The organism is Pelagibius sp. (genome assembly GCF_965249265.1).
In the GTDB taxonomy this organism is placed as follows: Bacteria; Pseudomonadota; Alphaproteobacteria; order Kiloniellales; family Kiloniellaceae; genus Pelagibius.
This window is the reverse complement of sequence record NZ_OZ252224.1, coordinates 603,133-624,796: the sequence shown is the minus strand read 5'-3', so window position 1 is coordinate 624,796 and position 21,664 is coordinate 603,133. Positions and strand designations below refer to the sequence as shown.

Below are 21,664 nucleotides of genomic sequence, written 5' to 3'. Positions count from 1 at the left end.
TGCAATCCCGCGGACTGACAAGGGAGAAACAGAATGAGCGGACTGCTGCTGACCGACGTTCGCAAGGCCTATGGCCCGACGGAGGTCATCCACGGCGTCGATCTGGAGATCGACCAGGGCGAGTTCGTCGTCTTCGTCGGTCCCTCGGGCTGCGGCAAATCCACCTTGCTGCGGATGATCGCCGGCCTGGAGACCATCACCGACGGCGACCTTCAGATCGACGGCACAAGGGTCAACGACATCCCGCCGTCGCTGCGCGGCATCGCCATGGTGTTCCAGTCCTACGCGCTTTATCCACACATGACTGTGTTCGACAACATGGCCTTCAGCATGCGTATCGCCAAGGCGTCGAAAGCGGAGATCCAGAAACGGGTCACCGAGGCGGCGGAGATCCTGCAACTGACGCCTTACCTCAACCGCCTGCCCAAGGCAATGTCCGGCGGCCAGCGCCAGCGCGTGGCCATCGGGCGGGCCATTGTCCGCGACCCCAAGGTCTTCCTTTTCGACGAGCCCCTCTCCAACCTCGATGCCGCCCTGCGTGTGGCCACGCGCATCGAGATCGCAAAACTGAAGGAGAGTCTGCCCAACTCCACCATGATCTACGTGACCCACGACCAGGTGGAAGCGATGACCCTGGCCGACCGCATCGTGGTTCTTTCCGCCGGCTACATCGAACAGGTCGGCGCGCCGATCGATCTTTATGAAAAACCGGCCAACCTCTTCGTTGCGAAATTCATCGGCTCTCCGGCGATGAACATCGTACCGGCAACGGCAACGGAAACCGGCACGGCGACCGGGGTCACCCTTTCCGGCGGCAACGGGGTAACGGTGCCGATCGCATCGTCGGCGACCCTTTCAGGCCATGTCGTGCATCTTGGCTTCCGGCCGGAGGATCTCTCTGTCAGCACAAACGGCAGCGCCCTGGTCAGCGGCGAGATAACCCTGGTTGAGTCTCTCGGTGAAGTGACCAACCTCTACGTCGATGTCGCCGGCTGCGAAGAACCGGTGGTTGCCAAAATCGCCGGCATACATCCCTTCAGGCGGGGCGAGTCCGTCAGCTTGACGGCCGATCCCGGCAAGATGCATCTCTTCAACGAGGAGGGCCGCTCACTGCTTTATCTCTGATGGTGCACCGCTGCGGAAATACCTGAATTCCGCCCTTTCCGCAGCTTCTCCGCGGGTTTCTCACCCGCCCGGTCTCCCGACCCATCCCCCGCCCGGCCTGCAGTCGGCGCGGCGCCTTTGCTGTTTGGCGAAACAAGTGACTTGTGAGCGACCGTATTCTGGGGCACGGTTTGTAATGAGAAATAAAAAATGTAACTGGAGGTTCCCTAGTACGGGCACTGCACAACGGGCATTGGGCTAAGAAAACAGGGAGATAACCATGAGTGTTTCGAAATGGATTGGAGGGGCCGTCGTCGCGGTCGGCTTGTTGGCCGGCGGGCAAACCGCAACCGCGCAGGAAGCCGGCGGCACGTTTGTGTACATTGTTCAACCCGAGCCGCCGTCGCTCGCATCCTATTTGTCTACCTCCGGTCCCATCGGCCTTGTGGCGCCGAAGATCTACGACGGCCTCTTCGACTACGACAACGACCTGAACATCGTTCCGGCGCTTGCGGAAAGCTATGAGGTGAGCACAGACGGCAAGACCGTCACCTTCAACCTGCGCCAGGGCGTTAGCTGGCACGATGGAGAGCCCTTCACCTCGGCCGACGTTCAGTTCACCGTTATGGAGGTGCTGAAAAAGGTTCACCCGCGTGGACCCAACTCCTTTCGTGAGGTGACTTCGATCGATACGCCGGACGCGCATACCGCGATCTTCAATCTTGAGAACCCGGCTCCCTATATGCTGCGCGCCTTGTCGGGCTATGAAAGCCCCATCGTGCCGAAGCATCTGCTGGAAGGGCAGGACCCGCGCAGCGCGCCGCTCGCCAACAACCCGGTCGGCACCGGCGCCTACAAGTTCGTCGAATGGAAAAAGGGCCAATACGTCCGCCTCGACAAGAACGAGAACTACTGGCGGCCCGGCCTGCCCTATCTCGACCGCATTGTTGGGCGCTTCATTCCCGACGCCTCCACCCGCACCGCAGCGATGGAGAACGGCGAGGTGATGTACGGAGCCTACGGTGCCATCCCCAACATCGACGCCGTGCGTTTGCGGGACATGGACGGCATTTCGGTCACCACCGACGGCTATTCGATGATCAACCCGATGTCGCTGATCGAGTTCGATACGACGGAAGCACCCTTCGACAACCCGGCAATCCGTCAGGCGATCTCCATGGCACTGGATCGGGAATTCCTGATCGAGAACATCTGGTTCGGCTACGGCAAGCCGGCGACGTCAGCGCTTTCCACCAACTTCTCGGCCACCGGTCTCTATAAGGAAGGCCTGCCGAACTACCCCGCCAACGCCGACATCGAAGCGGCCAAAGCCCTGCTCGACGAGGCCGGCTTCAAGCCCGATTCCGACGGCGTCCGCGCCAAGGCGGTGCTGGACCTGATCCCTTACGGTGAGGATTGGCGCCGGGCCGGAGAGTACATGAAGCAGGCCCTTGGCGACGTCGGCATCGAACTCGAGCTGCGCTACGAGGACGTACCGACCTGGCTGAAGCGGGTCTATGCCGACTACGACTTTGCGATGAACGTGAACTACTTCTACCAGTTGCCGGACCCGGTGCTGGGCGTGCATCGCCACTACGGCACCGACCAGATCCGCCAGGGCACGCACTTCGTCAACTCCACGCGCTATTCCAATCCCAAGCTGGACAGTCTTCTGGCAGCCGGCGCGATGGAGGCCGATGCGACGAAGCGCAGCGAGATCTACGGCGACATCCAGAAGATTCTCGCCGAAGACATGCCGGTCGTGAACCTTTTCGAGATGCAGTTCCTCACTGTCTATAACGACAAGCTGAAGGATCATGCGACCTCGGCGCTCGGGGCCTACGGACCTTTCGAGCGCGCTTGGCTCGCTCAGTAGAACTGAGTGTGAAGGCGCCGGCGGTTCCACCGCCGGCGCCTCTTCTTCTGACCTGGCCGCCCGGCCTTGAGTCCGGTTGTAGCGTGAGTCAGGATCTATTCCGACAGGATCGAGGGCCGTCGCCCTCTAGTGGCGTGGGGGCCCATGGACCACTTTACCAAACGCTTCCGTTACGTTCTGAAACGACTGCTGCAGGCGATCCCCATCGTCCTTGCCATCGTCGTCGTGAACTTTTTCCTGCTGCAACTGGCCGAGGGCGACGCGGTCGACGTGCTGGCCGGTGAGGCCGGTTCCGCCACGCCGGAATACATGGCAGAGCTGAGGGCCAAATTCGGCCTGGACAAGCCCCTACCCGTACAGCTCTTCCTCTATCTGAAAAACGTCGCGAGCTTCGATCTCGGTTATTCCTTCCGCCATGAAATGCCGGTGCTCGACCTGGTGCTGGACCGCTTCTTCGCCACGCTTCTGCTGATGGTCTCCACCATCCTGCTCGCCGTCGGCTTCGGCATTCTGCTCGGCCTCGTGGCGGCGACCGGCCTCAACACCTGGCGCGACAGCGCCATCTCGATCTTCGCGCTGATCACCTACGCGACCCCGCTGTTCTGGGTCGGGCTGATGCTGATCGTGGTTTTCGCGCTCAATCTGCGCTGGTTCCCGACCTCCGGCATGGAGAACATCGCCGCCTTCCATGAAGGCTGGGACCGGGTTGTCGATATCGCCCACCATCTGGTGCTGCCGACCATCACCCTCTCGCTTTTCTACCTCGCGCTCTACACCCGCCTGATGCGCGCTTCGATGCTGGAGCAGTCGGGACAGGACTATGTGACCACGGCCCGCGCCAAGGGCCTGACGGAGCGGCGGATCGTCTTCGTTCATGTCCTGCGCAACGCCCTGCTGCCGGTCGTCACCATGGCCGGCGTCCAGGTTGGCGCCTTGATCGGCGGCTCGGTCATCGTCGAGAGCGTCTTTGCCTGGCCGGGCCTGGGCATGCTGGCTTTCGAGGCGCTTTTCGCCCGCGACCTCAACCTGCTGCTCGGCATCTTCCTGCTCTCCGCGCTTCTCGTGGTTGCGGTCAACCTGGTGGTCGACATCATCTATTCGGTGCTCGACCCCCGTATCGAGGTGTCCTGAGATGGCGTCTTTCTGGAAGCTCTACCGCCGCAACTATTCCGCCGTCCTCGGCCTCGTCATCCTGGCCCTGGTCATCGTTGTCGCCTTTGCCGCACCGTTGATGTATCCCGACGACCCCTTCCGCCTCGCCGGCAAGTCCATGTCACCGCCGGGCGAGGCCGGGTTCCTGCTCGGCTCTGACAGCCTGGGGCGCGATGTGGCCGCCGGGATTGCCCATGGCGCCAAGACCTCACTCCTTATTGGTCTGCTGGCCACCCTCGTTGCCGTGGTCGCCGGGGTCTTCATGGGCGCCCTGGCCGGATACTACGGCGGCTGGGTCGACGACCTGCTGATGCGCACGACGGAGATGTTCCAGACCATCCCCTCCTTCATCTTCGCCATCCTGCTGGTCGCCATCATGAAGCCCTCGATCGAGAGCATCGTGATCGCGATCGCCGTCGTTTCCTGGCCCGCAGTCGCGCGGCTGGTGCGCGGCGAGTTCCTCTCTCTCAAGAACCGCGAGTTCGTCCAGGCCGGGCACACCCTGGGCATGAGCGATGCGCGGATCATCCTGGCTGAGATCCTGCCGAACTGCCTCAGCCCGATCATCGTCATCGGCTCGCTGATGGTCGCCACCGCGATCCTGATCGAAAGCGGCCTCGCCTTCCTCGGCCTCGGCGACCCCAACATCATGAGCTGGGGCTTCCAGATCGGCGCCGGGCGCACCCTGCTGCGCTCTGCCTGGTGGGTCTGCACCTTCCCCGGCATCGCCATCCTGATCACCGTGCTGGCGATCAACCTGGTGGGCGAAGGACTGAACGACGCGTTGAATCCGCGTCTGAGGGAACGCTCATGACCGCGCTGCTCGACATTCGCGACCTGCATATCGCCCTGCCCGAGGGCTCGCAGCGGCCCTATGCGGTGGAAGCGGCGGACCTGCAGCTCGCACCGAACGAGATCCTCTGCGTCGTCGGTGAAAGCGGTTCGGGCAAGTCCCTCACCGCCCGCGCCGTCATGGGCCTGCTGCCCAAACCCCACGTCAGGATCGCCCAGGGCAGCGTCGACTTTCTCGGCGAAGATCTGACCAGCGCCAGCGACGCCCGCCTGCGCCAGATCCGCGGCTCCGAGATTTCAATGATCTTCCAGGAGCCGATGACGGCACTGAACCCGGTGATGACCATCGGCAACCAGATCGACGAGGTGTTTCGCTTCCACGCCAAGATGCCGGGCAGCGAACGCCGCGAGCGCGCCGTCGCCCTGCTCGCCGATGTGCATCTGCCCGACCCGGCGCAGATCGTCCGCGCCTATCCGCACGAGCTTTCCGGCGGCCAGCGCCAGCGCGCCATGATCGCCATGGCTCTCGCCCTCGATCCCAAGATCCTGATCGCCGACGAACCGACCACCGCCCTCGACGTCACGACCCAGGCGCAGATCCTGAAGCTGATCAAGGAAATGCAGGCGGCGCACAACACCGGCGTGCTCTTCATCACCCACGACTTCGGCGTGGTCGCCGACATCGCCGACCGGGTCGCGGTGATGCAAAACGGCCTGGTGGTGGAAACCGGCCCGGCGGACCAGGTGCTGAAGGCACCGCAGCACCCCTATACCAAGTCGCTGATGGCCGCGGTGCCGAGCCTGACCCCGCGCCCGGCCCGGCAGCGCTCCGACGAGACGGTGCTGCAGATCAAGGACCTCAACAAGACCTACCGCAGCGGCGGCGGGTTTTTCGGCCTCGGCGGCAAGGCCCGCAACGTGAAAGCGGCCTCCGAAGTGACGCTGGATCTGCGGCGCGGCGAGACCCTGGGGATCGTCGGGGAAAGCGGCTCCGGCAAGTCCACCGTCGCCCGCTGCATCGTCCGCCTGAACGATGCGGACAGCGGTGAGATCCTGCTCGACGGCGTCGACCTGCGCCCGCTGGGGCGCGCCGCCATGCGGCCCTACCGCGCCAAGATCCAGATGGTGTTCCAAGACCCCTATGCCTCCCTCAACCCGCGCACCCGGGTCGGCAAGGTGATCGCCCAGGGCCCGATGATCCAGGGCATGGGCGCCACCGAGGCCGAGGCCAAGGCGCGCGAGTTGCTGGGGATCGTCGGCCTGGACGAGCGCGCTTTCGACCGCTTTCCGCACGAATTCTCCGGCGGCCAGCGCCAGCGCATCGGCGTCGCCCGGGCCCTGGCGCTGGAGCCCGAGGTGCTGGTGGCGGACGAGCCGGTCTCCGCCCTCGACGTTTCCATCCAGGACCAGATCCTGAAGCTGCTCGATGAAATCCGCGAGCGGATGAACCTCTCCATGGTCTTCATCACCCACGACCTCAGGGTCGCCGCCCAGGTCTGCGACCGTCTGGCAGTGATGCGGTACGGCGAGGTGGTGGAAGAAGGCCCGACGGCCACGGTCTTCGCCGACCCGCAGGACGACTACACCAAGGCCCTGCTGGACGCCGTGCCCGGCAAGTCCTGGCTGCCCGGCGAAACCGTGGCGGCGCAATAATGCTCATCGGAGAGTAAGGCCGCTCAAGCGAAGATCCGATCCTGCGGGTGGATCACACGACCTTAACGGTCAACGACCCCACGCCCTCGATAGTCGCCTCCATTGTGTCCCCCCGCTGCACGGCGTTCACGCCCGACGGCGTGCCGGCCATTATCACGTCGCCGGCGCGAAGCTCAAAGTACTCCGACAGGTACGAAATCATCTCGGGGACCTTCCAGATCATCTGATTCAGGTCACCCTCTTGGCGTAAATCGCCGTTCACAACCAAGGCGATGCGCCCATGATCGGGGTGACCGATCTCGGAGACAGGCAGCAGCGGCCCCACCGGTCCCGAGCGTTCGAATGCCTTGCCGATCTCCCAGGGGCGGCCCATCTTCTTCGCCTCGCCCTGCAGGTCGCGACGGGTCATGTCGAGCGAAACGCCATAACCCCAGACATGGTCGAGTGCCTTGTCCACCGGAATGTTCGTGCCACCGGATTTCAGTCCGACGAGGAGCTCCACTTCGTGGTGCACGTCCGTGGAATGCGGCGGGTAGGGAAACTCGCCCGAAGCATCGAGGTTATCGGGATTCTTCTGAAAGAAGAACGGCGGCTCACGGTTGGGATCGTGGCCCATCTCCACAGCGTGAGCCGCGAAGTTGCGGCCGATGCAATAGACCCGCCGAACCGGGAATGTACCGCCGCTACTGGTGGGGCCGCCACTGGTGGGGCCGCCACTGGTGGGGCCGCCACTGGTGGGGCCGCCACTGGTAGGAATGACATGCACCTGCGGCGCGGGAACGACATGATCGGACATTGCTCTTCTCCTGAGCGTTTGACTGCCAAGGGCTTGATTTCGGAACGGGCGGACTCGACACGACCTACACCGCGCCCCTCATGGCCAGACGCGGCCGCCGTGAGAGAAATCGCGATGTTTTCTCTTGATTTGCAAGAGTTTCGGTCTCATCCGACCCCAACCATTTCTCGAATTGGTTGGGGTCCAAGGCGGCGTCAGACATCGGCCGGAATGCTTTCCGGCAAGAGACGCGAATAGACCGATTTCAAGTGACGGGTCATCGCGCGCGCGGCGAGATCGCCGTCTCCCGCGGCGATAGCCGCTACGACGGCATCGTGTTCGCTGAAGCTGGAGTAATCGGTCGCCGGCTTGCGGGTCTCACGCGGCTGCCCCCAAACGATGGATCGCCGGACCGAGTTCAGCGTCTCGAAAAAATACAGGAAAAGCTGGTTGCGCGTGGCGCGGGCGATGGCGTGATGCAGGTTGTTGTCCCATGCCTCATAGGTACGCCAGTCTTCGGCAGACCGGCAGCGGCCGGCGCAGAGCTTCATCTGCTCGCGGTCTGAACGGGAGGCGTGGCGCGCAGCCAGACGGCACAGTTCCGGTTCGATGGTGAAGCGGACCGCCACCACTTGCGCGGGCTTGATCTGGTCCCGCAGGTAGGTGACGTCCTTCAGGTTCAGCACCGGACGCGCGCCCACAAAGGTGCCGCGGCCGACATGGCGCCAAATACGCCCCTGCGCCTCAAGTTCGGCCAAGGCCCCGCGCAACTGGTTGCGCGTGGTGCCGAGCGATTTGCACAGTTCGCGTTCCGGCGGCACACGGTCATTGTGCCGGTATCCGGTGTTGTCGATCAGATCGCGCAGTCTTTGCGCAAGGTCGCTTGTCTCGCCCATGGGTTCGCCCAATTCGGTGATTGGTTGATTGATCGAAGCAATAACTCGGCAAAAAATCAATGAAAAGGAAGAGGTCGCAACGAAGCGACTGGCGGGAACGCCACGACCGCCGCGAAACACGAGGGAGGAGCGCCGGGTGCAACTGGCAACGATTTCCATGGACGGCAGCGCCGTTTGCGTCGCAATCCTGAACGACGGCCGTATGTTGAACTTTGCGCGGGCCGCACAGGATCTGCATGGCCCCGATGGCGATGCGCTGCGCGCCGGTTCTATGCAGCATCTGATTGAGGGCGGCGCGGGTTCACTGGCAGCGCTGCGTGGCCTCGTGGCGGAGGCCGAGGCAGGCAAACATGCCGACGCGATGGTCTCCGCGAACGCGCCGCTGCTGGCACCGATACCCGTGCCGCGCAAAAACGTGTTCTGCGTGGGACGCAACTATGCCGAACATATCGCAGAGGGTGACCGGGCGCAGAAACAGAAAGTCGGCGTGAGCGAGCACCCGGTGTTCTTCACCAAGCCGCCAACCTCAATCGTGCCGCCTGATGGCGATGTGCTGATTTTTCCCTCGGTGTCCGAAGCAATTGACTATGAGGTCGAACTGGCGATCGTGATCGGCAAGTCAGGGCGCAACATCGCCAAAGCCGATGCCTACGATCACGTCTTCGGCTACACCATCCTGAACGACATCACAGCCCGGGACATCCAGCGCCGCCACGGCGGGCAGTACTTCAAGGGCAAGGGTTTGGATGGGTCCTGCCCGCTCGGCCCCAGTATCGTGACGGCCGACGCGATCAACGATCCGCACGCGCTGTCGATTGGCCTTACGGTCAACGGCGAGCAGCGCCAGAACGGCAATACGTCGGACATGATCTTCGACATTCCGACCCTGATCGCCTCTGTATCCGAAGGGCTGACGCTGGAGCCCGGCGACCTCATCGCTACCGGCACCCCATCGGGCGTCGGCTACGCGATGGAACCGCCTTGCTTCCTGAAGGACGGCGACACGGTGGTTTGCGAGGTTTCCGAAATCGGCACGCTCAGGAACACCGTGCGCGCCGTCTAAAAAGCCTCCACCGCGGAACAGCGTGGCGCAGAGGCAGAACACAAACGGGAGGAGAAACAGTCATGATGAACCGAAGAACATTCACCGCCTCGTTGCTCTCAGCCATTCCGGCCGCGGGCCTGCTGGGAACAAAGAGCTTTGCGCAGAGCATGCGCGACATCACCTTTGTGCAGCCGAGCCCTTCAGCCATCAACTCGTTCCCCGTCTTCGTCGCTATCGGCGAAGGCTTTTTCAAGGAAGAAGGCCTGAATGTGCGGGTCGAGGCGATCAACGGATCAGGCGCGGTGCTTCAGGCACTTTCAGCGGGACAGGCACATTTCGGCCGCCCCGGCCCCGGCCCCCTGATTGCAGCGCGTTCGCGCGGCGTGGATGCGGTCCACATCTATAACGTTGCCGCGCGCAGCAACTTTGGCATCGTGGTTCAGGAAGGTTCTGATGTTCAGGAAGTCGAAGGGCTGCGCGGCAAGGTAATCGGCACAGGCACCGCCGATGGCGCAGAGGTGGGTTTTGCCCGCAATGTGATGACCGGCGCCGGGATGAAAGAAGGCGAAGACTACGAGTTCCTGACCGTTGGTGACGGCGGTCCGGCAACAGCGGCCTTTCTCAACGGCGAAATCGACGCCTACTCATCGTCGACGGCGGATGCGGCGATCTTGAACCAGCGCGGCATGGCGGTGCGTGACATCACACCCGCCGAATTCGCGCGCTTCTTCGGCAACGGAATCGCGACCATGGCCGACACCATCCGCGAAGACCGGGGTCTCGTCGAAGGTTGGAGCCGCGCCTTCGCCCGCGGCCACGCGTTTGCGCTGGATGATGCCAACCGCGACGCCGTGCTGGCGCATCTGGCCGCTGGCAACCCGCAGGAAGGCGAAGACAAGGCTTTCCAGTCCGCGCTGTTCGATGCGGTGCGCTCCAAGACCATTCCGACCGACATGAGCAATGGCCTGGGCTGGTATCCGGCAGCGGTTTGGCAGGAATGGCAGGACGCTCTTGTCGCCGGGGGCGAGATCTCCGGACCGCTCGACGATCTGGGCGCGGCCTGGACCAACGAGTTCGCTGCCATCGGGAACGAGGCCGTCGGCGGATGAACGCAGCCGTGGCGCAGGACTATTCCGGCGCGCCCCTGGGCGCGCCGGTCTACGAGCTGACCCATGTCAGCAAGACCTACGCCCGCAACCAAGTGATCGCCCTGGAAGATGTCAGTCTAACCCTGCGAAAGGGCAGCTTCACCTCTGTCATCGGATCGAGCGGATGCGGGAAATCGACACTGCTCAAGATCATGGCGGGCCTGATCCCGCCCAGCAAAGGGCGGGTGGTGCTGCAAGGTAACCCTGTCACTGGTCCTCGCCGCGACATCGGCATGATGTTCCAGCAGGCGACGCTGTTTCCGTGGAAGACGGCAGTGGAAAACATCGTTTTGCCGATCGAAATCCGAGACGGAAAGGCGGCGGCCAAGAAAGCCATGGGCAAGGCGCAGGAGCTTCTGGAGATCGTGGGCCTGAAGGGCTTCGAAAACGTCTATCCGAACGAGCTTTCAGGCGGCATGGCGCAGCGTGCCTCGATCTGCCGGATGCTGATCACGGAACCGGCCGTGTTGCTGTTGGACGAACCCTTCAGCGCGCTCGACGAACTTTCGCGTGACATGATGAATATGGAATTACAGCGGATCTGCCGTGAACAGCACGCGACCGCCTTCCTCGTCACGCACTCGATTCAGGAAGCCGTGATCCTGTCCGACGAGATCGTCGTGATGAAGCCACGCCCCGGCCGGTTGGCCGAGATCATTGAGGTCGACCTGCCGCGGCCGCGCACGCTCGACATGATGACCACACCGAAATTCGGCGCGATTGTCGACCATATCCGCGGCCTTCTGGACAAGGGAGAAGACATGTGAGCGACGCTCAGGTACATCCCTCTTCAGCCGAAGATACGCAAGACACCGTCTGGGTACAGGAAGTCGCCTTCATCGACTCCGTTCCGCGGTGGCTGGCCATGAGCTTCGTGTTCCTGGTTTTCATCGGGTCTTGGCAATTGGTGACGAGCCTGGGTCTTGTCTCGCCGATCATTCTGCCGACCCCGCTGGAAACGCTGAAGGACATGATCTTCGTCGGGCAGAACCTTGTGACCGCCGGCTACATGCTCGGGGCGCTCTGGATCACCATTAAGGAAGTGATCTACGGCTTCGCGCTGGCCATTGCGATCGGCTTCTCGTTGGGCGTGCTCGTTGGCGAGACGGCCTTTGGCGAAAAGGCCGTGATGCCCTACCTCGTTGCCATCGACACCATGCCCAAGGTGGCCTTTGCCCCGCTGTTCGTGGCGTGGCTGGGCTTCGGGATCGAATCCAAGGTGGCGCTCGCCGCCTTTATCGCGACCTTTCCGATCGTGGTGGGCACGGCTGCCGGGCTCCATTCAGCCGATGAAAACGCCCGGATGCTGTTCAAGACCATGGGGGCAAGCCGGATACAGACGCTGATCAAGATGAAACTGCCCTCCGGCCTGCCGCAGATCTTCACCGGACTCAAGATCGGCGCTGTCGGCGTCATGGCGGGTGCGATCACGGGCGAGTTCCTTGGCGGTGGCAAGGGCTTTGGCGAGTTGATCCGGGTCGCCGCCTCGCAGCTCAACACCCCGCGCGTCTTTTCGTTGATCCTTTACCTCAGCCTGGTAGGGCTGGCGCTCTACATGATGGTGACGTGGACGCAGCGTAGGGTCGTGTTCTGGCACAAGGAACGCGTGGGCGCCTACGATGGCTGACGGGGCCGCCATTGCCGCCGATACTCTGCGCGATTTCGTGGCGCATGCGCTGCAATCGCGCGGGGTGCCGGAAGGGGACGCGTCCAAGGTCGCATCCCTTATGGTCGAGGCCGACATCTATGGTTACGGCACGCATGGCGTCTTTCGCTTGCGGCAATACCTGGCGCGTCTTGCGGGGGGCGGGTGCAACCCCAGACCGGCTATCACGGTGGCACAGGAGACCGTCGCCACCGCGTTGATCGACGGCGACAACGGCCTCGGCCACCTCGCCATGGCCGCCGCCCGCGATCTGGCCATCGAGAAGGCGCGCGCGGCCGGGATCGGGTGGGTCGGCGTGCGGCGGGGCAACCATGCGGGGCCGCTCGCGCTCTATGTCCGGCCGCAGGCTGAGGCCGGGATGCTCGGCATGGCCGCCGCCGTGGGCAGCGCCAACCATGTGCCGCCGTATGGCGGCACGGACCTGCTGCTCGGCACCAATCCGATTGCCTTCTCGGCCCCTGCCGCCGGACCCGACCCCTTCGTTTTCGACATGGCCACGACCGTGGCTGCGATGGGCAAGATCAAAACCCTCCTGCAGCAAGGGCAGCCGATGCCCGAGGGCTGGATGGTCAGGCGCGACGGCCAACCCCTGACCGACCCGGCCCGTAAGTCCGAGGGCTATCTGCTGCCCATCGGCGGACCCAAAGGGTTCGGCCTGTCGGTCGCCATCGGCCTGATGGGCGGGGTTCTGAACGGCGCGGCCTTCGGGTCCGACGTGGTCGACTTCACTTCCGACACGGCGTCGCCCACCAATACCGGGCAGTGCGTCATGGCGCTCGATCCGGCCGCCTTTGGCATGGACAACGACTTTGCCGAAGCCGCGGCGCGGGCCTTTGCCGAGATGCGCGCTTCGCCCCCCCTGCCCGGTCACGGTCCGGTGCGCTTGCCGGGTGACGGCAAAACCGCCGCTGCCGAAACACGTCGCCGCGAGGGGATCACGCTCAATCCGGGTCTTCGCCGCGACCTGAACACGCTGGCCGCCGATTGCGGGCTGGCGCCGCCCTTTCCGGGCGACGCTGCTGGCTAAGGCACAGTCCGGCCACTCTGACCGGCAGGAGCCGGAGTCTCTGGTCGCCACCCAAGTCTGCAACCGCCTGGCGGTTATGCGCTACGGCGAGGTGGTGGAAGAAGGCCCCACTGCCGCGGTCTTCGCCGTTCCGCAGGGCGACTACACCAAGGCCTTGCTGGAAGCCGTGCCCGGCAAGCCCTGGCTGCCCGGCGAAACCGTGGCGGCGCAGTACAGCTGTTCTAAGATTAGTATTGGTGGGCTCTACCGGAGAGAGTTGGAATCATCTCTTCAACGAACTGGCGGGCTGGAACACGGCGCTGGGTCGTGCCTCAACAGGTCAAGCGCTTCGGGCTCACCTCCGCAATCGCATGCTGCAGCGCCTCGAACGGCAGCATTGCCGAGCTGTGGCGGCTTCGGAAGTCGGCCACCGGCAGGAACGGTTCGAGCGCGGCCCAGGACCCTGGTGGTGGAAACGTCTTGTCCTGGAGGACAGCGCGCATAACCTCTGCGCCCTCGTTCACCTCGTCGACAGTCAAGCCAACGACGACCCGTGCAACGACGGAGGCGACCGCCTCTCCGATGACACAGGTCCTAAGCTCTTGGGCATAGTCGGTGATGACATCATCCTTGAACTTGAGGTCGACAGTAATCCGACTGCCGCAAAGCCGACTATGCGCGGTTGCTGAAGCGTCGGGAGCTGCAAGCCTGCCGATCCGGGATATCGACGCGGCAAGCTGCAGGATCTGCTTGTTGTAAAGGTCGAGATCCATCATGCACCTTGCTCGGCTAAGCTGTTCGAGACGTGCGCCACAGCGTGTGCGCCCAGGAGCGAGAGACTGTTTGCTCGATGCTGCGGAAAGTGCTCGACGAGACCAGTCTCGTCGACGAAGACCGACAAGATCGCCTGGACCGAACAGCTGCGCTGTCTAACCCACATTTTCCGGCTCGGTCGTGAAGGTCTTCAGCGTGTTCCGTAATACCGCCTCATCGAGATCGCGCGTGATAAAAACGATGCGGGTACGCCTGTCCTTACCCGGCCATTTCTTGAGCATAACCGGTGGGTGAAAAATGTGCTGCACGCCATGAAATACAAATGGGCCTTTCAGACCTTGGATGTTGACGATTCCTTTTACGCGAAGGATATCCGGCCCCTTGAGCAGCAAGAGCGCTTCAAGCCAGCGGTCAAAAGCATCGCCGGGGATCGGATCGTCCAGTGTCAGGCATACGGCCCTGATGTGGTCGTCGTGTCGATTTACGTCGTGATGATGGTCGTGACTGTCAGTACCATGATGGACACTATGCCCGTGATCGTGATGTGGCTCATGGTGATGGTGATCTTTGGCGCTGAAGGCCTCAGCGTTCAGCCAGCGCCGAACATCAAGACTCTTGGTTTTCGGATTGTACAGTCCGGCGTCCAGCAGCTTTGCGGGATCGACCGTGCCGTTGATCGTGTGGATGATCGGCGCGCCCGGGTTCAGCGCACTCAAGCGCTGAGTCAACGCCGAGACGGCATCGGGTTCGACAAGATCGGTCTTGGTCAGTAACAGCCGATCAGCCACCGCCGCCTGTTTCACGGACTCGGCCTGCCGGTCGAGCGTTCGCTGCCCATTGGCTGCATCGATCGTTGTGATAACACCATCGAGACGATAGCGGGCGGCAATCAGCGGGTCGGTCATAAGGGTGTGCAGGATGGGCGCCGGATCGGCGAGGCCTGTCGTCTCGATGACCACTCGGTCGAATTCCGGGACCTCTCCTTTGACGCGGCGCAGGAACAGGCTGCGCATCGTGTCGATCAAATCGCCGCGGATTGTGCAGCAGAGGCATCCGCTCTGCAGCAACAGCATACCTTCGCTCGACCGCTCCACGAGTTCGTGATCGAGGCCGATCTCGCCGAACTCGTTGATGATGACGATGGTTTTCGCCAGTTCGGGCTGCTGCACGAGATGGTTCAGCACCGTCGTTTTGCCGCTGCCCAGGAAGCCGGTCAGCAGAGAGACGGGCAGACGTTGTTGGGGCGCGGTCGAATCCCAGCTTTCCATGCTACGCTTCCTCTTCCTGTTCAGGCAGCGCCGGCCGCGATACAACGCGTGCAGGTGCCCTCGACTTCGATCACGCGCCGTTTCGCGCGGAATCCGATAAGGGCCGCATCCTCACAGATAAGGCGCTCAAGCCGCTGGTCTTCCAACTCGGCCGATGCCCCGCAGTTGCTGCAGATGAAGAACAGACAATCCTGCTGACGTTCGGGATGCGCGCAGGGGACGTAAGCGTTGCGGCTTTCGATCTTTGAGACGAGCCCTTGGTCCATCAGGAACTCAAGCGCCCGGTAGACGGTAGGCGGCCCGACCGGGCGAGAGTCTCTCAGCTTCAGCGCTTCGATCAGGTCATACGCGCCCGTCGGGCGGCCGCTCTCCCAAAGCAGCTCCAGGATCAGCCGCCTGAGCGGGGTTAGCCGCGCGCCGCGGGCGCCACAGAGAGACTCTGCCAACGCTACCCGTTCAGCAGGCGCGTGCTGCCCCCGGCAGTTGGAATCGGTGCAGGGCTGGGGCTGGACTGTCAGTAACGCCATGGCCTTATCTTTTCTTGCCTTACAGAAATGTAATGTTATAACGTTCTCAACTTTCGTTGCAATAGCCATTCGCCTCCAACCGCCTGGCGTGGCCGCAGGAGATGATTCGACATGGAAACAGCAGTGGTCGGTAGCCGGCCTACAGGATCAGTACGCACTACCGTGGGCCAGGGCCAACGACCCAGCCAAGCAGAGGCAGAAGCGGCGGTGCGGACGCTGATCGAATGGGCAGGCGACGACCCCGACCGCGAAGGCCTCTTAGGGACGCCCGAGCGCGTGGTGCGGGCCTATGAGGAATTCTTCGCCGGATACAACAAAGACCCGGTCGCACTGCTCGAGACGATGTTCGAAGAGACTGCCGCCTACGACGAGATGGTCGTCTTGCGTGACATCCGCCTCGAATCGCACTGCGAGCATCACATCGTTCCGATCCTGGGCAAGGTGCATATCGGTTATCTGCCGACCGGCCGCGTCGTCGGGATTTCCAAGCTGGCGCGCCTGGTCGAAGTGTTCGCCAAGCGGCTGCAGATCCAAGAGGCGCTAACCTCTCAGATCGCGGACACCATCCAGGAGGTGCTAAGTCCGCACGGTGTCGGCGTCGTCATTGAGGCGGCGCACCAATGCATGACTACGCGCGGTATCCGCAAGCCGGGTGTCAGCATGGTGACCAGCCGGTTGCTTGGCTCCTTTCGCAACGACCCAGAGACCCGCCGGGAGTTTCTCGCGATGATCGGAAGCCCGAGGAGTGGCTCCAATGGCTCCTGACAAGTCTGGTCCGACGACCGCCGCCTTCGCCGCCCGTACGACGGTCGAACAGGTCGAAGAAGGCCTCTCCCTGGCACCCAAGTTCGATGGCGACGGACTGATCCCCTGCATCACGACCGACGTCAACACGGGCGAAGTGCTGATGCTCGGCTACATGGATGGCGAAGCTCTACAGAAAACGATCGCGACCGGTGAAGCGCATTACTGGAGCCGGAGCCGTCAGCGCCTCTGGCGCAAGGGCTCAACCAGCGGCCTCGTCCAAGAGGTTGTCGAGATGCGTATCGACGACGACCAGGACGCCGTCTGGCTGCGCGTGCGAGTCGCTGGTTCGGGTGCCAGTTGTCATGTCGGCTACCGATCCTGCTTCTATCGGTCAATAGAGCTCGGCGACCTTCCTGGTGGACCTGCTCGGCTCGTGTTCACGGAGTCACGGAAATCCTTTGATCCGAAGGACGTCTACGGTGACGCGCCGAACCCGACACAGCTTTGAGAGACGGTAAAGAGCTTCTTATGCTGCCTGCGCAGGGGCCGGGCTGGTCTTGCTTCATCCGATAAACACCTGTCTCAAGATACGCCCAAACAAACTGGATTAGTAAATGGCAGCGGGGCCGGAAGGCAGTGGCCGAGCGTCTCAATTGACAGCCACAGGGGAAAAACCGACCACGCCTACAAGGCCATCTGAACGTGAGCCCGGTGACGTCCACTGGTATTGAGTTAGATGCCCTGGCACGCCGGCCTGAAGGCACGCACCGTCAACACAGCAACGTTATGGGATTGGTGGGCCCGGCAGGATTCGAACCTGCGACAACACCGTTATGAGCGGTGGGTTCTAACCGCTGAACTACGGGCCCGGCGCCATTGTGCCGCCGGGCGTCCATAGATCAAGCCATTTGCCGCAAAAAGCGAAAACGCCCCATTGAGAGGCCCCCTAATTCGAGGCTTGCCGGATATCCAGGTTGTGCTCGTTGGGATAGATGAAGCCCTGGATCGGGTAACGGCCGCTGCCGTAGCGCTGGCCGGGTGTGTACCAGACCTGCACCACCGACCAGTCATTGTTCTCCGAGACGTCGCGCACCGGGGTATAGCGGTGAATGCGGCCCCGGTTCAGCCAGTTGGCCTGATGCACCAGAACCTCCCGCTCGTTCATCACCTCGGCCACATAGGCCAGATGCCCGTAGCGCAGGCGGCGGGTCTTGCTCAGCACCATCACCGCGCCGGCCTGCGGGATGGCGCCGCGGCGATACCGGTCCTTGGCCTTGCCCCACCAGGTCCAGGCATTGCCGCGGATCTGCAGGGCGGAAAGCTTGCGGGTGTAAGGCACGCATTCCAGATGCCGTCCGGCGGAGATAATGGCCGGGCGCGGGCGGGTCGGCAGAGGCAGGCGTGGCAGCGCCGCAAAGCTGCTCTGCAGGCCGCGGCCCCGGGCGTCGGGGGGGCGGATGTCTGGGGCCTCGCCGGCGGGCAGGGTCGCCAGCTGCGTGCCTCCGGCCACCTCGGGCCCGGCAGCCAGACTCACATAGCCCTGATCATCGGCGGCGCGGGGCGCAGGCTCGGCAACCGTCTGTGCCTGGGGCAGCGCACAGGCGCTCAGCAGCGCCAGAGCGCCAAAAGCGAGGAAACGCTGAATCATCCTGGGGTGCTGCCGCGCGGTGACAGTGAAGGAATGGCAATGCCGCGGAGGAAAGATGCCGCAAGGCGGTTCGTTCGAAGTGGTCGCAAGGGCCTTAAATCTCCCTACCAGCCTGAGCTGCCAAATCAGCTCTTCTTATTATTACTCAAGCACTTCCGATCCGGCTTCCCGCGGCGCCAACACCTTCAAGATCCACGGATCAGGAAACCGACACGACCAGTAGTTCTCTCATTAGATAGAGAATACTACCCGGAACTGGAATAAATCATCCCCGCCAACGTTGTAAGAGCACAGTTTTGACATAGCAAGCCCAAGTTCGCACCGCCTATATGATCATCCAGGGGCCAATGAGGGGCAATCTGGACTTCGCAAAAGGCGTTTCAGAAAGAGGAACCCAAATGATTCGTTTATCTGTTGTGATGATGACCGCCGCAATTGCCCTTTCGGCCTGCGGCTCTTCCACTGGCGACCGGACCTTGAGCGGCGCCGGAATCGGTGCCGGTGCCGGCGCTGTTGTCGGCGCGGTAACCGGGCTGACCATCGTTCAGGGCGCGGTGATCGGCGCAGCCGCGGGCGGCCTGACCGGCGCGGTGACCGACGAAGACACCATCGACCTCGGCAAGCCCTTCTGGGAGTAGGACGCCGGGGCACAGCCGAACGGCTGTCGGAACGCTTCTTCGCATCCCAGGATGAACACTGCGCGCCACTTCGCCTCAGGGCAGGCCCTGCGCCTGGCTTTCGCCTGCCTGGCGACGCTGGGCCTGCTCGCCGGCTGTGCGACCGCGCCGCCGAAGGGCAACGGCGAGGCCGCCCCGATGAACAGCGGCGGCCGGGCCGCGACGGACACGGTAACACCGGCCTCCCCTCCCCAACCGGCTGACGGCGGTTCGCTCGCCGCCCTGCCCCCCTCCGCTCTTCCAGAGGCGGCCGACCCTGAAGGCGCCGGAACGCCGGAACGCGAGCAGGTGCGCGCCAGCTTTACCGGCACCGCCTCCTGGTACGGCAGACGCTTTCACGGCCGCCTGACCGCCAGCGGCAGCCGTTTCGATATGAACGCCCTGACCGCCGCCCATCCTGATCTGCCGTTCGGCACGCGCTTGCGGGTGACACATCTGGACAGCAAGCGTTCGGTGATCGTCACGGTCAACGACCGCGGTCCTTTCATCAAAGGACGCGTCATCGACCTGTCCCGCGCGGCGGCCGGGAAGCTCGGCTTCATCAGCAGCGGCCTTGCCCAGGTTCGCGTCGAGGTGCTGGCGGAAACGCTTTGAATCATCTCGACTTGCGTCGAGGCGGTTCCAGCCCGCTCCCCCTCCCGGTCACCCACTAGGATAATCTCATTGGGTGGCCGGGAGGGGGAGCGGGCCGGTGCCGAAAGACTTCACAAAGCCTGGAGTTCGTGAACACGAACTCTAGGCGGATCGGAAAACATCCTGGGGTTCGGCAATACCGCGCAGGCTGTGGCGGCCGCAGTTCTCGAAAGGCTGCTCCGGCAACAACTTTGCGAAGTCCGACGACACCAGCAGGCGTTGGTCGAGCCGGCCGGAGAGATCGGCCAGGCGGCTGGCCAGGTTGACGCCGCGCCCCACCACCGTATAGTCCAGCCGCGCACCGGAGCCGATATTGCCGTAAGCGACATCGCCGAAATGGAGCGCCAGCTTGATATCGAAACGCTGCCCCGGCGGAAGATCAGCCTGGTCCTCCGTGACCCGGCGGGCGATGTCCTGCGCCGCCGCCAGGGCCTTGGCACAGGCCGCCGCCGCGTCGTCACCGGCGCCGAAGATCGCCAGCACGCCGTCGCCGATGTACTTCAAAACCTCTCCACCAGCCTCTTCGATGGGCGGCACCACACAGTCGAAGTAGCGGTTCAACAGCACCACGGTTTCATCGACATCCAGGGCCGAAGACAGGCCGGTAAAACCGCGCATGTCGGCAAAGACAATGGCCGCGCGCATGGGCACGACATCGCCACGCCGCACCTGGCCCGAGAGAATCCGGGCCTGAGGCTCCTCACCGACATACATGCGCAGAGTCTCGTGCAGGAGGATCCAGACCCGGTTGACATCGAGAATCAGTGCCACCGCGTTTTCGATAGCGCGCAGAATGGCGAGGTCCCCGGCGCTGAAGCCATCTGGATGGCGCGTGGCGAAGGTGAGGCCGCCCTCGGTGCCGTCGCGGAAGAAAACCGGCATGCAGACATAGTGACTGTAACCCTCAGCCCGTAGATCGGGAACGATGCCGAAGGCGGAGTCGTCGATTTCGGCAAGACGGAAAACAACCCAGTCGCGGGTACGATGGGCCTCGGCATAGGGGCTGACCTCGTAAACCTCGTCGCTGTCCCAGGGGAACTCCAGAACCTCGATACCCTTGCCGCGCACCCAATGGCGGCCCAGGCCGCTGCGCACGGCGTGAAGCGTCGGTATGGCGCTGGTGAAACGGTCGAGCGGAACCCCGGCATCGAGCAGATGCTGGACAAAGCCCTGCACCGCGTCGTCCGGGTCCTCCAGAAACCGCGCTTCGCCGATAAGCCAGTTCTGGATAACCATCGCCTTGGCCAGGACGTCGCCGTCCAGCTGATCCCAGGGTTTTACCTGCGCGCTCATGTCGGGTGATCCGATAGTGTGTTGCTCATCTTAAAGTCGTGAGTCCGGCGTGACAAATCAATGGCTTCGCTTTATAGCTGCGCCCAGACCGAGGACCGCGCCGGCGTGGCTGACGCTGCCCCGGCTGATGTCGATGCGCATGAGGTCCTCGCCCAGCACCAGCGGCCCCGAAAAGTCAGCCGCCACTTCATCGAGCAAGCTCTGGCGGTCGCAGGCCGGCGGTACGAAGTGGGTGAGCGCGAGACAGGCCACTTCGGCTTCCGCCGCGATCTTGCCGACCTCGCTGGAAAGCGTGTGATAGCCGGCGACGTTGGCGACGGTCTCGGCGGAGCGCAGCCCTTCGACCACCGGCATCTCCCGGTGCACGAAGACCTCATGCACCAGCAGATCGGCCCCCTTAGCGGCTTCGATCAGCGCCGGACAACGCCGCGTATCGCCGGAGATGGCCAGTTTCTTGCCGCCGCCTTCGAAGACGAAACCGAAAGCATGGCGGACCGGCTGATGATCGACCGGCACCACTATCACCCGGACTGCGCCGATGCTCAGAACCTCTTCGGCGGCGATCTCCGTCACCGCAGTTTCCAGGGCCGCCGTCGAAGGACGCTTTTCATGGGCAATGCGCTGGCTCAGCTCCGGTTCCCAAAGCGCCATCAACCCCTCGACGTAGCGCTTCGTACCCGGCGGCCCGTAGATCGGCAGCGGCCGGTCGCGCCCCTGGTGCCAGGAGGAGACGATGAGCTGGTAGAGATCGACCAGATGATCGGAATGCAGGTGGGTCAGCAGCAGCGCGTCGAGATCGCGCCCCATGGTGCCGGCGGCGACAAGGCGCTGCGTCACGCCGGAACCGCAGTCGACCAGCACCGCCGTCCCTTCACTCAGGACAAGCTGCGCGGGGCCGTAGCGCTCCGTCGAGACCGCCGGACAACCGGTGCCGAGAAAAACGAATTCCATAGGTAAGAAGGCTAACGTGCCCCTGCGGCGAAG

22 protein-coding genes and 1 tRNA gene are annotated in these 21,664 nt (G+C 63.3%); 14 read left to right on the top strand and 9 right to left on the bottom strand.

Features of this window, described 5'->3' with window-relative positions:
- Positions 1–33 precede the first annotated feature (33 nt).
- The 5 genes from ACP146_RS03130 (at position 34) to ACP146_RS03110 (ending at position 6,577) form a co-directional block, all read left to right on the top strand.
- The gene (locus ACP146_RS03130) at positions 34–1,125 is read left to right on the top strand and encodes an ABC transporter ATP-binding protein (protein ID WP_422365310.1); all 1,092 of its coding nucleotides are present in this window, start codon (positions 34–36) and stop codon (positions 1,123–1,125) included.
- A gap of 259 nt (positions 1,126–1,384) precedes the next feature.
- The gene (locus ACP146_RS03125; RefSeq protein ID WP_422365309.1) at positions 1,385–2,980 is read left to right on the top strand and encodes an ABC transporter substrate-binding protein; all 1,596 of its coding nucleotides are present in this window, start codon (positions 1,385–1,387) and stop codon (positions 2,978–2,980) included.
- A gap of 144 nt (positions 2,981–3,124) precedes the next feature.
- Positions 3,125–4,111 (top strand): ABC transporter permease, encoded by a 987-nt coding sequence (locus ACP146_RS03120; protein WP_422365308.1) that lies wholly within the window; start codon positions 3,125–3,127, stop codon positions 4,109–4,111.
- Between the two features lies 1 nt (position 4,112).
- Positions 4,113–4,946, top strand: coding sequence for an ABC transporter permease (locus ACP146_RS03115; protein WP_422365307.1), 834 nt, complete (start codon positions 4,113–4,115; stop codon positions 4,944–4,946).
- A complete protein-coding gene (locus ACP146_RS03110; RefSeq protein WP_422365306.1) occupies positions 4,943–6,577 on the top strand; it encodes an ABC transporter ATP-binding protein in 1,635 nt (544 codons plus the stop codon). Before ACP146_RS03115 ends, ACP146_RS03110 begins: the two co-directional genes overlap by 4 nt.
- Positions 6,578–6,629: 52 nt before the next feature.
- Here ACP146_RS03110 and ACP146_RS03105 read toward each other — a convergent pair whose 3' ends face one another.
- The gene (locus ACP146_RS03105; RefSeq protein WP_422365305.1) at positions 6,630–7,373 is read right to left on the bottom strand and encodes a fumarylacetoacetate hydrolase family protein; all 744 of its coding nucleotides are present in this window, start codon (positions 7,371–7,373) and stop codon (positions 6,630–6,632) included.
- A gap of 194 nt (positions 7,374–7,567) precedes the next feature.
- Complete coding sequence (locus ACP146_RS03100) at positions 7,568–8,407, bottom strand: FadR/GntR family transcriptional regulator (protein WP_422365304.1); 840 nt, start codon at positions 8,405–8,407, stop codon at positions 7,568–7,570.
- Between ACP146_RS03100 and ACP146_RS03095 the strand changes: the two genes are divergently transcribed.
- The 5 genes from ACP146_RS03095 (at position 8,385) to ACP146_RS03075 (ending at position 13,134) form a co-directional block, all read left to right on the top strand.
- The gene (locus ACP146_RS03095) at positions 8,385–9,311 is read left to right on the top strand and encodes a fumarylacetoacetate hydrolase family protein (protein ID WP_422365303.1); all 927 of its coding nucleotides are present in this window, start codon (positions 8,385–8,387) and stop codon (positions 9,309–9,311) included. The genes ACP146_RS03100 and ACP146_RS03095 overlap by 23 nt on opposite strands.
- A 62-nt stretch (positions 9,312–9,373) precedes the next feature.
- On the top strand, positions 9,374–10,402 hold the full coding sequence (locus ACP146_RS03090; RefSeq protein WP_425032163.1) for an ABC transporter substrate-binding protein: 1,029 nt from the start codon (positions 9,374–9,376) through the stop codon (positions 10,400–10,402).
- Complete coding sequence (locus ACP146_RS03085; RefSeq protein ID WP_422365301.1) at positions 10,399–11,208, top strand: ABC transporter ATP-binding protein; 810 nt, start codon at positions 10,399–10,401, stop codon at positions 11,206–11,208. Before ACP146_RS03090 ends, ACP146_RS03085 begins: the two co-directional genes overlap by 4 nt.
- The gene (locus tag ACP146_RS03080; RefSeq protein ID WP_422365300.1) at positions 11,205–12,068 is read left to right on the top strand and encodes an ABC transporter permease; all 864 of its coding nucleotides are present in this window, start codon (positions 11,205–11,207) and stop codon (positions 12,066–12,068) included. The genes ACP146_RS03085 and ACP146_RS03080 overlap by 4 nt, the downstream gene beginning before the upstream one ends.
- Positions 12,061–13,134: an Ldh family oxidoreductase gene (locus ACP146_RS03075; protein WP_422365299.1), complete on the top strand. Its 1,074-nt coding sequence runs from the start codon at positions 12,061–12,063 to the stop codon at positions 13,132–13,134. The genes ACP146_RS03080 and ACP146_RS03075 overlap by 8 nt, the downstream gene beginning before the upstream one ends.
- A gap of 311 nt (positions 13,135–13,445) precedes the next feature.
- Here ACP146_RS03075 and ACP146_RS03070 read toward each other — a convergent pair whose 3' ends face one another.
- The 3 genes from ACP146_RS03070 to ACP146_RS03060 form a co-directional block, all read right to left on the bottom strand.
- Entirely contained in the window at positions 13,446–13,889 is a 444-nt protein-coding gene (locus ACP146_RS03070) for an iron-sulfur cluster assembly scaffold protein (protein ID WP_422365298.1), read from the bottom strand.
- A gap of 153 nt (positions 13,890–14,042) precedes the next feature.
- Positions 14,043–15,155: a CobW family GTP-binding protein gene (locus ACP146_RS03065; RefSeq protein WP_422365297.1), complete on the bottom strand. Its 1,113-nt coding sequence runs from the start codon at positions 15,153–15,155 to the stop codon at positions 14,043–14,045.
- A 20-nt stretch (positions 15,156–15,175) separates the two neighbouring features.
- On the bottom strand, positions 15,176–15,682 hold the full coding sequence (locus ACP146_RS03060) for a Fur family transcriptional regulator (RefSeq protein ID WP_422365296.1): 507 nt from the start codon (positions 15,680–15,682) through the stop codon (positions 15,176–15,178).
- A gap of 111 nt (positions 15,683–15,793) precedes the next feature.
- On the opposite strand from ACP146_RS03060, the gene folE reads away from it, so the two are divergent.
- Together folE and hisI are read left to right on the top strand one after the other, a co-directional pair.
- A complete protein-coding gene (gene folE, locus ACP146_RS03055) occupies positions 15,794–16,447 on the top strand; it encodes a GTP cyclohydrolase I FolE (RefSeq protein ID WP_422365295.1) in 654 nt (217 codons plus the stop codon).
- Positions 16,437–16,937: a phosphoribosyl-AMP cyclohydrolase gene (hisI, locus tag ACP146_RS03050; RefSeq protein ID WP_422365294.1), complete on the top strand. Its 501-nt coding sequence runs from the start codon at positions 16,437–16,439 to the stop codon at positions 16,935–16,937. Before folE ends, hisI begins: the two co-directional genes overlap by 11 nt.
- Positions 16,938–17,222: 285 nt before the next feature.
- Here the strand turns inward: hisI and ACP146_RS03045 are convergent.
- Both ACP146_RS03045 and ACP146_RS03040 read right to left on the bottom strand, forming a co-directional pair.
- Positions 17,223–17,298, bottom strand: a tRNA-Ile gene (locus tag ACP146_RS03045).
- A 77-nt stretch (positions 17,299–17,375) separates the two neighbouring features.
- Entirely contained in the window at positions 17,376–18,077 is a 702-nt protein-coding gene (locus ACP146_RS03040) for a CHAP domain-containing protein (protein WP_422365293.1), read from the bottom strand.
- Between the two features lie 398 nt (positions 18,078–18,475).
- Between ACP146_RS03040 and ACP146_RS03035 the strand changes: the two genes are divergently transcribed.
- Complete coding sequence (locus tag ACP146_RS03035) at positions 18,476–18,715, top strand: YMGG-like glycine zipper-containing protein (RefSeq protein ID WP_422365292.1); 240 nt, start codon at positions 18,476–18,478, stop codon at positions 18,713–18,715.
- A gap of 51 nt (positions 18,716–18,766) precedes the next feature.
- Entirely contained in the window at positions 18,767–19,348 is a 582-nt protein-coding gene (locus tag ACP146_RS03030; RefSeq protein ID WP_422365291.1) for a septal ring lytic transglycosylase RlpA family protein, read from the top strand.
- 141 nt (positions 19,349–19,489) lie between these two features.
- On the opposite strand, the gene ACP146_RS03025 is transcribed toward ACP146_RS03030, so the two are convergent.
- Both ACP146_RS03025 and ACP146_RS03020 read right to left on the bottom strand, forming a co-directional pair.
- Entirely contained in the window at positions 19,490–20,680 is a 1,191-nt protein-coding gene (locus ACP146_RS03025; RefSeq protein ID WP_422365290.1) for an adenylate/guanylate cyclase domain-containing protein, read from the bottom strand.
- Positions 20,681–20,737: 57 nt separating this feature from the next.
- On the bottom strand, positions 20,738–21,631 hold the full coding sequence (locus ACP146_RS03020; protein WP_422365289.1) for an MBL fold metallo-hydrolase: 894 nt from the start codon (positions 21,629–21,631) through the stop codon (positions 20,738–20,740).
- Positions 21,632–21,664: the final 33 nt, after the last annotated feature.

Excerpts from the sequence above, each read along its gene's own strand:
- ACP146_RS03060 (WP_422365296.1), bottom strand. The coding sequence starts at position 15,682 with ATGGCGTTACTGACAGTCCAGCCCCAGCCCTGCACCGATTCCAACTGC.
- ACP146_RS03125 (WP_422365309.1), top strand. The coding sequence starts at position 1,385 with ATGAGTGTTTCGAAATGGATTGGAGGGGCCGTCGTCGCGGTCGGCTTG.
- hisI (WP_422365294.1), top strand. The coding sequence starts at position 16,437 with ATGGCTCCTGACAAGTCTGGTCCGACGACCGCCGCCTTCGCCGCCCGT.
- folE (WP_422365295.1), top strand. The coding sequence starts at position 15,794 with ATGGAAACAGCAGTGGTCGGTAGCCGGCCTACAGGATCAGTACGCACT.
- ACP146_RS03085 (WP_422365301.1), top strand. The coding sequence starts at position 10,399 with ATGAACGCAGCCGTGGCGCAGGACTATTCCGGCGCGCCCCTGGGCGCG.
- ACP146_RS03110 (WP_422365306.1), top strand. The coding sequence starts at position 4,943 with ATGACCGCGCTGCTCGACATTCGCGACCTGCATATCGCCCTGCCCGAG.
- ACP146_RS03020 (WP_422365289.1), bottom strand. The coding sequence starts at position 21,631 with ATGGAATTCGTTTTTCTCGGCACCGGTTGTCCGGCGGTCTCGACGGAG.
- ACP146_RS03105 (WP_422365305.1), bottom strand. The coding sequence starts at position 7,373 with ATGTCCGATCATGTCGTTCCCGCGCCGCAGGTGCATGTCATTCCTACC.
- ACP146_RS03090 (WP_425032163.1), top strand. The coding sequence starts at position 9,374 with ATGATGAACCGAAGAACATTCACCGCCTCGTTGCTCTCAGCCATTCCG.
- ACP146_RS03100 (WP_422365304.1), bottom strand. The coding sequence starts at position 8,407 with ATGGAAATCGTTGCCAGTTGCACCCGGCGCTCCTCCCTCGTGTTTCGC.
- ACP146_RS03115 (WP_422365307.1), top strand. The coding sequence starts at position 4,113 with ATGGCGTCTTTCTGGAAGCTCTACCGCCGCAACTATTCCGCCGTCCTC.
- ACP146_RS03120 (WP_422365308.1), top strand. The coding sequence starts at position 3,125 with ATGGACCACTTTACCAAACGCTTCCGTTACGTTCTGAAACGACTGCTG.
- ACP146_RS03130 (WP_422365310.1), top strand. The coding sequence starts at position 34 with ATGAGCGGACTGCTGCTGACCGACGTTCGCAAGGCCTATGGCCCGACG.
- ACP146_RS03035 (WP_422365292.1), top strand. The coding sequence starts at position 18,476 with ATGATTCGTTTATCTGTTGTGATGATGACCGCCGCAATTGCCCTTTCG.
- ACP146_RS03040 (WP_422365293.1), bottom strand. The coding sequence starts at position 18,077 with ATGATTCAGCGTTTCCTCGCTTTTGGCGCTCTGGCGCTGCTGAGCGCC.
- ACP146_RS03070 (WP_422365298.1), bottom strand. The coding sequence starts at position 13,889 with ATGATGGATCTCGACCTTTACAACAAGCAGATCCTGCAGCTTGCCGCG.
- ACP146_RS03030 (WP_422365291.1), top strand. The coding sequence starts at position 18,767 with ATGAACACTGCGCGCCACTTCGCCTCAGGGCAGGCCCTGCGCCTGGCT.
- ACP146_RS03025 (WP_422365290.1), bottom strand. The coding sequence starts at position 20,680 with ATGAGCGCGCAGGTAAAACCCTGGGATCAGCTGGACGGCGACGTCCTG.
- ACP146_RS03075 (WP_422365299.1), top strand. The coding sequence starts at position 12,061 with ATGGCTGACGGGGCCGCCATTGCCGCCGATACTCTGCGCGATTTCGTG.
- ACP146_RS03065 (WP_422365297.1), bottom strand. The coding sequence starts at position 15,155 with ATGGAAAGCTGGGATTCGACCGCGCCCCAACAACGTCTGCCCGTCTCT.